Below are 12,528 nucleotides of genomic sequence, written 5' to 3'. Positions count from 1 at the left end.
GTGTTCACCGGCACACAGCGGCACGAGGCAGCGGGGCGGGCCGGAGACGAAACCCCGACCCTACCCGGCGAAAGTTAACAGCTCAGGAGAACTGCGGGACGACGTCCTGCGCGAACCGGAGCAGGGGTTCGTGGTCGTACGCCACCCGCGGGACGTAGACGATCACGTAGTCGGCGCCGGCCTCGGCGATCTGTTCGACCTTGCGGATCACGTCGGCGGTGCTGTCGGAGAGGTCGAGGTTGAGGCTCGTCGACTTCGCGATCCGGTCGTAGTCGCGCCCCTGCTCGTCGCAGTGCTGCCGGAGGATCGCCAGCTTCTGCTTGATGACGGCCGGGTCGCCGTTGCCCAGGTTGCTGCCGTCGGCGTACTTGGCGACGAGTTTCAGCGTCACCTTTTCGCCACCGCCGCCGAGCCAGAACGACGGGTGCGGCTTGCGCACGCCCTTCGGCTCGTTGATCGGCTTGTCGATCCGGTAGTGCTTCCCGGTGAAGACGGGCTCGTCCTCGGTCCACATCCGGTGGACGACCTGCACGGCCTCCCGGAACGCGGCCATCCGCTCGGGCACGTCGGCCCACTCGTACCCGTACGCCTTCCATTCGTGCTCGTACCACCCGGCGCCCAGCCCGGCGTAGAGCCGCCCATGGCTGGCGACATCCACGGTGGACGCCATTTTCGCGTACAGCGCGGGGTGCCGGTAGCCGTTGCAGCCGACCATCTGCCCGATGTTGACGCGGCTGGTGTCGCGGGCGAGCCCAGCGGTGACCGTCCACGCCTCGAACGTCGTGTTCATGGTGGGCTCGGGAAAGGTGTGAAAGTGGTCGTAGACCCAGATCGAATCCCACGGGCCGGCGTCGGCCAGTTTCGCGACAGCGGTCATCGCCTCGTACTGCTCGATCGGGTCGGCGATCTCATCGAGATCGTTCTTCCAGCCCTGCGGAACGAAAACCCCGAAACGCAAGCTCATGAGCCCTAACCTACCTGCCTGCTCATCGACTCCGGTGGCGCCCTCAGATCAGCGGCCAAGACAGGAGAGTCGCTGTCGCGGCGACTCTCCAGCCGGTCACGGGGACCGTCGACCTACTACGCCGCGAAGACCCGCCCGGCCAGCGCGCGATCACGGCGTGACGCCGCGCTGATCGAGATGATCAAGAAGATCCACGCCGAGAACTACGGCGTCTACGGCGCCCGCAAGCTCTGGCACGAGCTGCAGCGACGTGGCGTGCAGGTAGCCCGGTGCACCGTCGAACGGCTGATGCGCGAGATCGGGCTGCGCGGGCTGCTACGTGACAAGTCCCCGCGCACGACCAGCCCTGCCGCGGAGACCGACCGGCCTCGTGACCTGGTCAAACGCGATTTCACCGCGACGGCCCGAACCAGTTGTGGGTCGCCGACCTGACCTACGTCCGCACTGCCGATGGGCTGGCAGGTATCCACCTCGCTCTACACCGACCTGGCGCTGGACGCGTTGGAACTGGCGATCTGGCGCCGCCAAAATCAGGGCGCTGACCTGCAAGGACTCGTGCACCATTCGGACCGCAGCGTCCAATATCAAGCGATCCGCTACACCCAGCGCCTCGCCGAGGCCGGCGCCGTGGCGTCGGTCGGGTCGAAGGGCGACTCGTTCGACAACGCGATGGCCGAGGCGACGGCGAGCTCGGACACGTCCACCCGCCGAACACGAGGCCCTGCACGCCATGACCCGCCCGGTCACCGCACCCCGGGAAACCAGCTAACCAACTCTCCATCAAACCCGGGGCTTGACAGCTGGTTCCGGGTTCTCGAGACCGATAGGCCCCTGCGGCTGGTGTGCGAGGAATTCCCGCACCTGGCCAGCCATGACCCCTGCACAGGTCGACCTCGCCGACGGTATGGGATAGCCCGTATCAGCGCTACTCTAAGGGCATGGAGCAGGACACCAGCGCCAGTGAGCCCTTGGTCGACGCGCTCGCCCGGGTCGGTATCACCGTCACCGACGAGGGTCGCAGCCGTGCCCGCCGGCTCCTGGACGAGGCGCGGGCCCGCCGGGATCCGGCGAAGTTCGAGGCGCTTCGTGAACGCCTCGGGTTCAACGCTTCGCGTCCGGCGTGAACTACCGTCCGATCCACCTGATCCTCGACACGTCCGCGGTGATCGAGTACACGCGCGGTTCGGACCATGTCGGTGAGCTCCTGGTCGAGGTCGACGCGGAGGACGCCGCAGTGGGGGTGCCGTTCCTTTGCTTGTCCGAGGCGCTGCCGTATGTCACCGACCGGGACCGGCTGCAGTTGCTGGTCACCCACCCTGCGGTCCGGATCGTGTCGGACGAGCCGTGGTCGTGGCAGGCCCACGCGGCGTTGCGGGATCTGGTCGGTAGTTCGGACGCGGCGTCGGCGGCGAGCGCGGCCATCAACGACGAGGTGTGGGTACTGACCCGCCGGCCTGGCTTGTATGCGGGCATCAACGACGGTGACCTGGCAATCCCGATCCCCGACTAGTCGACGGACGCCAACCGGTCGACGTTGACCCCTGAACGAACAGCCCATCGCTCGATACCGCCACCACCGGTTGGATCGTTGCGGCCGGGTTTCGTGGATTGGGGCCCGGCACCAAGCAGTAGCTGACCACCGGCCCGCCCTGCTCAGGGGCGGGCTGTGTCGCAGGATCGGCGCTGCTAGCCCAAAGACTGACAGCCTGTGCGCTACGAGGCACTGGCCGGTAGGGTGCCATCCACCGCAAGTCGGCCGGCCGCGAGGAGGCGCCGCGGTGAGCTCGCAACCGGACTCCATGACACCAGGAGACCTAGGGGAGGTCAGTCCTGCCCAGGCGCTGCGTCCGGCCGGCAGGGGGCCGGTGATCCGCTGAACTACGAATCAGTACTCAGCAGCGGGCGACCGAACGGGTTGTTGCGCAGCCGCACCGAAACCTGGGGTCGTTCCACCATCAATGAGATCACGAGCGGAGTCGCCCCATGTTCGCCGACCTCCTGCATGCCAGCGCGTCACTGCTGCATGACATCAGCGTGCAGGTGCAGGACGCCTCGAGACGCTGTCCTGGTGTGTGCAGCCCGGGTTTCCCCAAATCCTCAGTGCCATCGACCTCGCCCGTGCCGCAGCAGAGACTGCCAGCCTGGCGGCGCGGCTTGGTCGCCCTGAGTCGGACGGTGAACGCCGCCTTCGCCGCCTGATGTACATGGTGCAACGCGCGGACGGGGAGCAGCGCGGTTTACAGACCGCGTTGGGTTGGGAACTGTCCTCGACGTCGAAGTCATGCTCGATTGGGCTGGACGCAGGAATCGCGTGCCGAGAAGTACGCGTCTCGTGAGGCGCTGCTCGTCGCCGCCGACGAGGAGTCCGGTTCTGTGCACTACAAGCAGTTGAGCTCGTTCACGCACGGCAACCTCGACGCGAGGATGACCCTGTACACAGAGATCGAGCAAGCGCACAAGGGCGACAATCGCCTCCTCGAGGTACACGCACTCTCTGTTGCGACTGTGGCCGCCAGTTACATGGGGGCGGGTTCCCGGATACGTGGACCGATCGGGTGACGGCCGGCGGCGCCCCGGGGGGCGACAATCTCGGGATGGCCCAGATGATGCCCGGGGAAGGGCGCCAACCATCGGTCGACGAATACCTGACAAGGATCGAACCGCAGGCTCACCCGGGTGCCACATCGGACAGCGGCGCGGCGCGGGACGAGCAGCCGCCCGCGTCGCTGGACGAGGCGCTGGCGCAGCGAGCGGCGCAACCGCCGCCGGTGGATCACCCGGCGATCTGGCGACAGCACAATCAGGAGCAGTCGGCGAAGGCCTGGGCGGTCGTGGACGATTTCCTGGGCCGTGAGCCGGAGCCGTTCCACTCGGTGGAGACTGTCGTGGTCACCGAGCATCGTGACTGGCTGCGGCGTACGCGCAGGACGTTCGAGCCGACCGTGCTGGGCCTCGGCTGGTGGATCTGCGCGTCCTCCAAGACGATGCCGAACAGCTCTTCGAACGACGTCTGGAGTCACCACACGGTGATGCTGCTGGACACCGGGGACCTGGTCACCGGTACGACGTACCAGAAGTTCCGAACCTCGTTCCCGAGCCGGTACCCGGAGGACTGGGAGATCGTCGTCAGCGAACCCCGGATCATCAAGCGCGGCGCGACGATCGACACCCTCAAGATGACGTCGTTCAATCTGAAGCTGGAGAAGCTACCAGCAATCCTTGCCGCCTATCTGTGACGCGAGTTCCATGTCCCGAGCCTCAGGACGGGAACCGCTGTCGTCCGCAGGTCCGGGACGGTCGCCGTGTGATGATCGCGCAGTAGCCTCGCATCCATGGCACAACGACTGATCAGCGTCTGGCAGCCCTACTTCCTGAGCCCTGACGCCGATGACAGCAGCGTGGTTTCCGCCGCCGTCGAACTCGAGGAACTCGGCTACCACCGGCTCTGGTTCTCCGCCGGTTTCGGGCACAACGTCCCGGCCCGCTTCCGGCAGGTCCTCGACGGCACGAAGCGCCTCGGCGTCGCCACCGGCATCCTGAGCATCTGGCACTCCGAGCCGGCCGAGGTCGCGGCGTACACCGCGGAGGCCGGGAGCGCTCACCCTGGACGGTTCTTGCTGGGCCTCGGCACCAGCCATGCCGTCCTGGTCGACAGCACTCCGGGCGCCACCTACCGCAGGCCGTACACGAAGATGGTCTCCTATCTCGATGCTCTCGATGCCGCAGGTCAGGCACCCGAGGGTCGCGTCCTGGCGGCGCTCGGGCCCCGGATGATGGAGTTGGCGCGGGATCGGGCGGCGGGTGCCCACCCCTACTTCACGACCGCCGAGCACACCGCCGAGGCGCGCGGCATCCTGGGCGCCGACCGGCTGCTCGCGCCCGAGGTCGCCGTGGTCCTGGAGTCCGATGAGCAGACGGCCCGCGCGATCGCCCGGCAGTACACGGCCGGTTACCTCACCTTGCCGAACTACGTGAACAACCTGCGCCGCTTCGGCTGGACCGACGAGGACCTCGCCTGCGGCGGCTCCGACCGCCTGGTCGACGCTCTGATCCCGTGGGGCTCGCCCGGCCAGGTGGCCGAGGGCATCGAGAAGCACTTCGCGGCGGGCGCCGACGAGGCGACGATCCAGGTACTTACCGGCGGTGAACCGATCTTCCCGGCCGAGGCCTTCCGCACGCTGGCTGCCGTGCTGCTCTGACGCTGGTCCGCCGGGCGCTGCGGCAGGGCGGATCCGCCTCCGCAGCGCTCCCAAAGATCGCCGGGAGCCGGCCGGAGGCAACCCGAGTGGCGCGAGGCGGGTATCGCCTGAGCGCCCGCCATCGGCCGGGCCGGCAGTATTGCCCGGGCAGGCGGTATCCGCCGGCCAGGCGGTGTCGGCCGGGCCGCGGTCTGGAGCAAGGAAACAAGCAGCCGAGATGTTGATCTGCTGGCGCTACGAAATCGCTGTGATCATGGACCCAAAACCGCGATTTCGCACCGCCAGCAGATCAACACCCCCACACAAGCCTGCGACGTCAGGAAGCACGCGCGAGGCAGCCCCGGCACCTCCGGGAAGCGCGGCCGGCCGCCGGAGTAACGCGAACCACGCATGCCGTTGAACCGTTTTACCTCGCGGCATGGCATCATTTCGATGCCGGATCCGGAAGTTGCAGCGGGAACACCCGGCGGTAAGGAGCGCTCCCATGGCCATGGCTCGGCAACGCGTGACCATCGCGGCCATCGCGGAGGCGGCAGGTGTTTCGGTCCCCACGGTGTCCCGCGTGCTCAACGGACGTTCCGATGTGTCGCCGCAGACGCGGGAGCTGATCGAGCGGCTTCTCCGTGAGCACGACTACCGCCCTCGCAACTCTCGGCACTCCGGCCGGGCCCGGCTGATCGACCTGGTCTTCAACGACCTGGACAGCCCGTGGGCCCTCGAGTTGATCCGCGGTGTCGAGGACGTCAGCCACGCCGACGGGGTGGGCACTGTCGTGTCCCAGGTGCACCATCGGACCACCGCGACGCGGCAGTGGTTGCAGAACCTGCGGGCCCGCGCGTCGGACGGGGTCATCTTCGTGACCTCGGACGTGGCGGAGCCCATCCACACCGAGCTGCACCGGCTCAAGGTGCCCGTGGTGATCATCGATCCGGCCGGGGGCGCGGCCGCGGACGTGCCGACGATCGGGGCTACCAACTGGTCCGGCGGGCGCACCGCCACCGATCATCTGCTGTCGCTGGGGCACCGGCGGATCGGGTTCGTGGCCGGCCCCAAGAACCTGCTGTGCAGCCGGGCGCGGCTCGACGGTTACCGTGCGGCGCTTGAGGCGGCCGGTTTGCAGTCCTCCGAGGAGCTGATCGAGACCGGCGACTTCCGGCACGAGTCCGGGTTCGCGGCCGCCACCAAGTTGCTCGACCTGCCGGACCCGCCGACCGCCATCTTCGCGTCCAGCGACCTGATGGCGCTGGGTGCGTGCGAGGCGGCGCGACGGCGCGGGCTGCGGGTGCCGGACCAGCTCAGTGTGGTCGGTTTCGACGACCTGCCGGAGTCGCGGTGGGCTTCTCCCCCGCTCACCACGGTGCGGCAGCCGCTCGCCGAGATGGGGGCGCTCGCCGCGCGGACCGTGCTGCGGTTGTCGCGCGGCGAGACCATCGAGACCCCGCGGGTGGAGCTGGTCACCAAGCTGATGGTGCGGGAAAGCACCGCACCACTGGCCTGAGACACGTCACGTGCTGGAACGACACGTCACTTGCTGACAAGACGCGTCACTTGCTGAAACCGGCGGTCAGACCGCTGAGCAGCTGCCGGCGCCCGAGGATGTAGAGCGTCAGGATCGGCAGCGTGGTCAGCACCACCGAGGCCAGCACCGCCGGGATGTTGATGGTGTACTGCCCCTGGAAGCTCCAGAGCGCGAGCGGCAGGGTGCGCTGCTCGGGGCTCTGGGTGAGGATGAGCGGCAGGATGAAGCCGTTCCACACGGTCAGTCCCTGGTAGATGGTGACCGTGACCAGGGCCGGGCGGGTCAGCGGGAAGGCCAGCCGCCACAGGGTGCCCCACTCGGTGGCGCCGTCCATCCGCATCGACTCGAAGAGCTCCTTCGGCACGTCGCGCACGAAGTTCGACAGCACCAGCACGGAGAGCGGGATGGCGAACGCCAGCGACGGCAGGATGATCGCGCCGAGCGTGTCGTACATCTGGATCTTGATGATGATCAGGTAGATCGGGATGATCACGGCCTGGAGCGGGATCGCCAGGCCCATCAGGAACAGTCCGTTCACCCCGCGCAGGAACCGGCTGGCCGCACTGCCGCGGACGATGGCGTACGCCGCCATGAACGACACCAGGACCGCCGGGCCGACCGCGCCCACCGTGACGATCACGCTGTTGATGAAGTAGCGGACGAAGTCGTTCTCCAGGACGAACCGGTAGTTGTCCAGGGTCGGGTTCGTCGGCGGCGCCAGCGGGTTGGTGGCGTAGTAATCGGCCTGCACCTTGAAGCTGGTGATCACGATCCAGTAGATCGGCAGCAGCACCACCACGAGCCAGAGCCAGCCGGCCACGCCGCCGAGCAGGTTGTAGCGCAGCAGGTTGAACCCGCGGCCCTTCGACGGCGGGGTGGGACGCGCGTGCGCGCCGGGAGGCCGTTTGTCGAGCGTGGTCGTCATCTCAGACCCCTTCCAGCTGGCTCGCGGAGGCGTCGCGGCCGCCGAGCCGGCGCAGCCCCAGCGCGAGGGCGAGGCCGACGAGCACCAGGATCACCGCGATCGCGCTGGCCGGACCCATCAGGTCGGCCTTGAAGCCGCGCTGGTACATGTCGACGGCGAGGGCGCGGGTCGCGTCACCCGGGCCACCGGCGGTGAGCACCCAGATCAGGTCGAAGAACGTCAGCGAGCCGACCACCATCAGCGTCGACGACGTGATGATCGTGTACTTGAGCTGCGGCAGCGTGATGTTGAAGAACTGCCGGATCCGGCCGGCCCCGTCGATCTGCGCGGCCTCGTACATCGAGGTCGGGATCTGCCTGATGCCGCCCTGGTAGATCAGCGTGTGGAACGGGATGAACTGCCAGGACACCACGAACACCACCACGCAGAGCGCGAGCGTGCTGTCGCCGAGCCAGTCCTGCTGCAGAAACTCGAAGCCCAGGCCGGCGCCGAGCCCGAAGTTCGGGTCCAGCAGCGCCTTGTAGGTGATCGAGATGGCCGCCTGACTGAGCAGCAGCGGGACGAAGAAGAGCACCGCGAGCACCGACCGGTACCGCTTGTGCGCGGCGATGAAGACGCCCAGCAGCAGCGAGATCGGGGTCTGGAACAGCCAGGACAGCGCCATGATCAGGAAGGTGACCCAGAGCGCGTGCGGCAGGCCCGGATCGCTGAGCACGCTGCGCCAGCTGTCGAGGCCGGTGAACGGGATGTCGGTGCTGAGCCGGTTCCACGACGTGAAGCTCAGCAGCACCACACCGATCAGCGGCACCACACCGAACGCCACGAACGCGACGAGCGCCGGCCAGGCCATCCAGGTGACCGAACCGCTCCGCCCGCCGCTGGACGCGGCCGGCGGAGCGGAGGGCACCACGGGAGGTGCGAGCGTCATTTGCCGATGACCTGGTTCATGTTGTCGGCGAACTGCTGCGGCGAGACCTGCATCTGGAACAGCTTGGCGATGTTGTCGAGCAGCGTCTCGGCGGCGGTCGGGCTCAGCGCCTGGTCCCAGGACTGTCCGAAGTACTTCGCGCTGCTCGACACGTTGTAGATGAACTTGAGGAAGTCGGCGTCCGGGGAGGCCGCGAGCTTGGCGTCGGAGCCCTTGACGATCGGCACGCCGCCGGTCTCGATCCAGCCCTGCTGCTCGGTGTCGTCCAGGAGGCTGGTGAAGAACTTCTTCGCCGTCTCCTTCTGGGCGTCGCTGGCCTTGGAGTAGATCGAGAGGAACTGGCCGGCGTTGCCGACGGTGTTGCTCGGGTCGCCCTTGCCGCCCTCGACGGTCGGGAAGTTCATGTAGCCGAGCTTGCCGTCCTTGATGAAGCTGCCACCCTCGGCCGAGATGATGCCGTAGGACCACGAGCCGTGCAGCATCATGGCCGCCTTGCCGCGGTAGAGCAGCGCCTGGTCGGCGTTGGAGTCGGCGGTGATCGAGGAGAAGCCCTTGACGAAGCCGTTCGCCTGGATGAGCTTCTGCATCTCGGTGAGGCCCTGGATCGCGGCCGGGTTGTTCCACGCGTTGGCTTCGCCGTCGAAGACGGACTGGAACACCTCGGGGCCGCCGATGCGGTCGAAGAGGAACTCCAGCCACATCATGTTCGTCCAGCGGGACTGACCACCCAGCGAGAACGGCGCGACGCCCGCGGCGTTGATCTTCGGTACCAGGCTCATCACCTCGCCCCATGTCTGCGGCGGGGTCAGCTTGAGCTTCTCGAAGACCTCTTTGTTGTAGAACATGACGATCGGCTGGACCGTCTCGCACGGCATCGCGTAGATCTTGTCGTTGATCGTGGCCGGGCCGAACGAGGCCGGGAAGAGCCGGTCCTTGACCGCCGGGTTCTGCGCGAACCAGTCGGTCAGGTCGTCGACCTGGTTGTTGTCGACGTAGCTCTTCAGGCCACCGCCACCCCAGCCCCAGATAATGCTGGGCGCCTGACCGGCACCGAGGGCGGTCTTCAGCTTGTCCTTGTAGGCGTCGTTCTGGAACGTGGTGACCTTGATCTGGCCACCGGAGTTGGCCTTGTTGAAGCGGTCGACCGCGCCCTGCCGGATCGGCTCGCCGGGCGGGCCGGACAGGAACCAGTAACCGGCCTCACCGGAGGCGGTGTCGCCGGTGGAACCGTCGGAGGGACCGGAGCTGCCGCACGCGGCAAGGGCAGCGCCCGCGGCGGCTCCGGCGGAAAGGGTCAAGAAGTTCCTGCGCTTCACGCTGGTCTCCGTATTCGAAGAAGCCGCGCCGGGGAGCGCGGCTGGTGATATGGCGGTGGCCAGGGCCCTTTGTTTCCAGAACCGGTTAAGTTTCGGAACTTTCGAGCACCAGCCGCAATTTAACGCGAGGTTTCGTTAACGTAGGGTTTCGCTGTCACGGGTGTCAAGACCCTTGCCGTAACAGTGCTCACAGCGCGAGAGTAGGCAACGTTGGCGCGCGCCGGACGACGTCGGCGCACGCGGTCCGCCGCTGATCGGCGGACACCGAAAGTTTCGGAGGATTTCCTTGACAACAGATCAGGTCACCCAGCCCTGGCGTGACCCGGCCCTGCCGGTCGCGGCCCGGGTCGAGGCGCTGCTCGCCGAGATGACCCTCGAGGAGAAGGTGGCGCAACTCGGCAGCCGCTGGGTCGGCAAGGACAAGGGTGCCACCGGGGCGGCCGGCCCGGAACCCGAGGAGAGCCACAATGTGGCACCGATGGAGGACGAGTTCGCCGCCGGCGCCGCTCTCGAGGACGCGAGCCGGCACGGTCTCGGCCACCTCACCCGGGTCTACGGCAGCTACCCGCTCTCCGTCGCCGAGGGTGCCGCCGAACTGGTTCGCCAGCAGCGGATCGTGATGGCCTCCTCGCGGCTGGGCATCCCGGCGATCGTCCACGAGGAGTGCCTGACCGGCTTCACCGCGTACGGCGCCACCGTCTACCCGTCGGCGACCGCGTGGGGCGCCACGTTCGACCCCGAGCTGATCGAGCGGATGGCCGCCGCGATCGGCCGGGACATGGCCGCACTCGGCGTGCACCAGGGCCTGTCCCCGGTGCTCGACGTGGTCCGGGACTACCGCTGGGGCCGGGTCGAGGAGACGATCGGCGAGGACCCGTACCTGGTGTCGCGGGTCGGTGCCGCGTACGTCCGGGGGTTGCAGAGCGCCGGCGTGATCGCCACGCTCAAGCACTTCGCCGGCTACTCCGCCTCGCGCGGCGCGCGCAACCACGGCCCGGTGCCGATGGGCCGCCGCGAGCTGCTCGACGTGATCCTGCCGCCGTTCGAGACCGCGATCCGCGAGGCCGGTGCCGGTTCGGTGATGAACTCCTACGCCGACATCGACGGTGTCCCGGCCGGTGCCGACCCGTGGCTGCTCACCGACCTGCTGCGCGACGAGTGGGGCTTCACCGGCACGGTCGTGTCGGACTACTGGTCGGTGCCGTTCCTGGCGAGCATGCACGGCGTCGCCGCCGACGCCGGTGACGCCGGTGCCCTGGCGCTGGCCGCCGGGATGGACGTGGAGCTGCCGGACACCATCGGGTACGGCGACGAACTCACCGAGCGGGTCCGCCGCGGCGCGGTCCCCGAGGAGCTCGTCGACCGCGCGGTCCGCCGCCTGCTCACCCAGAAGGCGGCCCTGGGCCTGCTCGATCCGACCTGGACACCGGAGGCGTCGGTGTCCGGTGCGGCCGGCCTGGACCTGGACTCCGCGGCCAACCGGGACCTCGCCCGCCGGCTCGCCGAGCGTTCGGTGGTGCTGCTCGACCCGGGCACCGCGCTGCCGCTGACGGCACCGGCCCGGATCGCCGTGGTCGGCCCGTGCGCCGACGACGCGCGGACCTTCCTGGGCTGCTACGCGTTCCCCAACCACGTCCTGCCCCGCTACCCCGGCGTCGACGCGGGCATCGCGCTGCCCACCGCCCGGCAGGCCCTCACGGCCGAGTTCGGGACGAGCGAGATCGTGTACGCGGCCGGCTGCGCCGTCGACGGCGACGACCGTTCCGGCATCGCCGCGGCGGTCACGGCCGCCACCTCGGCCGACGTCACGCTCGCGTTCGTCGGCGACCTGGCCGGCCTGTTCGGCAAGGGCACCTCGGGCGAGGGCTGCGACGCCGCCGACCTGCGGCTGCCGGGTGTGCAGGCGGACCTGCTCGACGCCCTGCTGGCGACCGGCAAGCCGGTCGTGGTGGTGGTCGTCTCCGGCCGGCCGTACGCACTGGGCGACGTCGCCGGCCGCGCCGCCGGTCTGGTGCAGGCGTTCATGCCGGGCGAGGAGGGCGGCGCCGCGATCGCCGGGGTGCTCTCCGGCCGGATCCAGCCCAGCGGCAAGCTCCCGGTGCAGATCCCGCGCACCCCGGGCGGCCAGCCGGGCACCTACCTGCTGCCCCGGCTCGGTGCCGAGTTCACCGGCACCAGCAACCTCGACCCCACCCCGCTGTACGCGTTCGGCCACGGTCGCTCGTACACCTCCTTCGCCGTGGACGGGCTGCGGATCAGTGCCGCCGAGGTGCCGACCGACGGCGAGTTCACCGTCACCGTGCGGGTCACCAACACCGGCGAGCGCTCCGGCGCCGAGGTGGTGCAGCTTTACCTCGCCGACCCGATCGCCGAGGTCACCCGTCCGGTGAAACAGTTGACCGGCTTCCAGCGGGTCGAGCTGGATCCCGGGGCGGCCGCCGACGTGGTGTTCACCGTGCACACCGACCGCGCGGCCTTCACCGGCCGCCGGATGCGCCGCATCGTCGAGCCCGGTGAGCTGCGCGTTCTGGCCGGCAGCTCGGCTGGTGACCTGCCCTGCGAGGGCGTCGTGCGGCTCACCGGCCCCGTGCGGGAGGCCGGGGCGGACCGCCGGCTGGTCACCCCGGTGGAGGTGCGTCCGACCGATTCATGACAGCGGGTTACGCCGGTGGCCCGG

11 protein-coding genes and 1 pseudogene are annotated in these 12,528 nt (G+C 68.7%); 8 read left to right on the top strand and 4 right to left on the bottom strand.

The window, feature by feature from the left end; translation table 11 throughout:
• Positions 1-82: 82 nt before the first annotated feature.
• A complete protein-coding gene (locus LPA41_RS10555; RefSeq protein WP_229069916.1) occupies positions 83-964 on the bottom strand; it encodes an LLM class F420-dependent oxidoreductase in 882 nt (293 codons plus the stop codon).
• Positions 965-1,069: 105 nt separating this feature from the next.
• Here LPA41_RS10555 and LPA41_RS10550 point away from each other — a divergent pair.
• The 7 genes and pseudogenes from LPA41_RS10550 to LPA41_RS10520 form a co-directional block, all read left to right on the top strand.
• Positions 1,070-1,642, top strand: a pseudogene (locus LPA41_RS10550) (IS3 family transposase); the annotation flags it as partial.
• A 260-nt stretch (positions 1,643-1,902) separates the two neighbouring features.
• On the top strand, positions 1,903-2,088 hold the full coding sequence (locus LPA41_RS10545) for a hypothetical protein (RefSeq protein ID WP_229069915.1): 186 nt from the start codon (positions 1,903-1,905) through the stop codon (positions 2,086-2,088).
• A complete protein-coding gene (locus LPA41_RS10540; protein WP_229069914.1) occupies positions 2,085-2,474 on the top strand; it encodes a hypothetical protein in 390 nt (129 codons plus the stop codon). Before LPA41_RS10545 ends, LPA41_RS10540 begins: the two co-directional genes overlap by 4 nt.
• A gap of 779 nt (positions 2,475-3,253) precedes the next feature.
• On the top strand, positions 3,254-3,523 hold the full coding sequence (locus LPA41_RS10535; RefSeq protein ID WP_229069913.1) for a hypothetical protein: 270 nt from the start codon (positions 3,254-3,256) through the stop codon (positions 3,521-3,523).
• Between the two features lie 35 nt (positions 3,524-3,558).
• Positions 3,559-4,200 (top strand): hypothetical protein, encoded by a 642-nt coding sequence (locus LPA41_RS10530; protein ID WP_229069912.1) that lies wholly within the window; start codon positions 3,559-3,561, stop codon positions 4,198-4,200.
• Between the two features lie 96 nt (positions 4,201-4,296).
• Complete coding sequence (locus LPA41_RS10525; RefSeq protein WP_229069911.1) at positions 4,297-5,163, top strand: TIGR03620 family F420-dependent LLM class oxidoreductase; 867 nt, start codon at positions 4,297-4,299, stop codon at positions 5,161-5,163.
• A 490-nt stretch (positions 5,164-5,653) separates the two neighbouring features.
• Positions 5,654-6,661, top strand: coding sequence for a LacI family DNA-binding transcriptional regulator (locus tag LPA41_RS10520; protein WP_374238150.1), 1,008 nt, complete (start codon positions 5,654-5,656; stop codon positions 6,659-6,661).
• A gap of 46 nt (positions 6,662-6,707) precedes the next feature.
• On the opposite strand, the gene LPA41_RS10515 is transcribed toward LPA41_RS10520, so the two are convergent.
• From LPA41_RS10515 to LPA41_RS10505, 3 genes are read right to left on the bottom strand one after another with little or no spacing between them, the layout of a single operon-like run.
• Positions 6,708-7,607 carry a carbohydrate ABC transporter permease gene (locus LPA41_RS10515; RefSeq protein WP_229069909.1) on the bottom strand — a complete coding sequence of 300 codons (900 nt, stop codon included), beginning with the start codon at positions 7,605-7,607 and terminating at the stop codon, positions 6,708-6,710.
• A 1-nt stretch (position 7,608) separates the two neighbouring features.
• Entirely contained in the window at positions 7,609-8,535 is a 927-nt protein-coding gene (locus LPA41_RS10510) for a carbohydrate ABC transporter permease (protein ID WP_229069908.1), read from the bottom strand.
• Positions 8,532-9,851 (bottom strand): extracellular solute-binding protein, encoded by a 1,320-nt coding sequence (locus LPA41_RS10505; protein ID WP_229069907.1) that lies wholly within the window; start codon positions 9,849-9,851, stop codon positions 8,532-8,534. Before LPA41_RS10505 ends, LPA41_RS10510 begins: the two co-directional genes overlap by 4 nt.
• Positions 9,852-10,137: 286 nt before the next feature.
• Here LPA41_RS10505 and LPA41_RS10500 point away from each other — a divergent pair, with 286 nt between their 5' ends.
• Positions 10,138-12,504 (top strand): glycoside hydrolase family 3 N-terminal domain-containing protein, encoded by a 2,367-nt coding sequence (locus LPA41_RS10500; RefSeq protein WP_306469495.1) that lies wholly within the window; start codon positions 10,138-10,140, stop codon positions 12,502-12,504.
• Positions 12,505-12,528 lie beyond the last annotated feature (24 nt).

The sequence above is a fragment of the Actinoplanes sp. DH11 genome (assembly GCF_020873875.1).
GTDB lineage: Bacteria > Actinomycetota > Actinomycetes > Mycobacteriales > Micromonosporaceae > Actinoplanes.
This window is presented reverse-complemented; position numbering and strand designations above follow the sequence as displayed.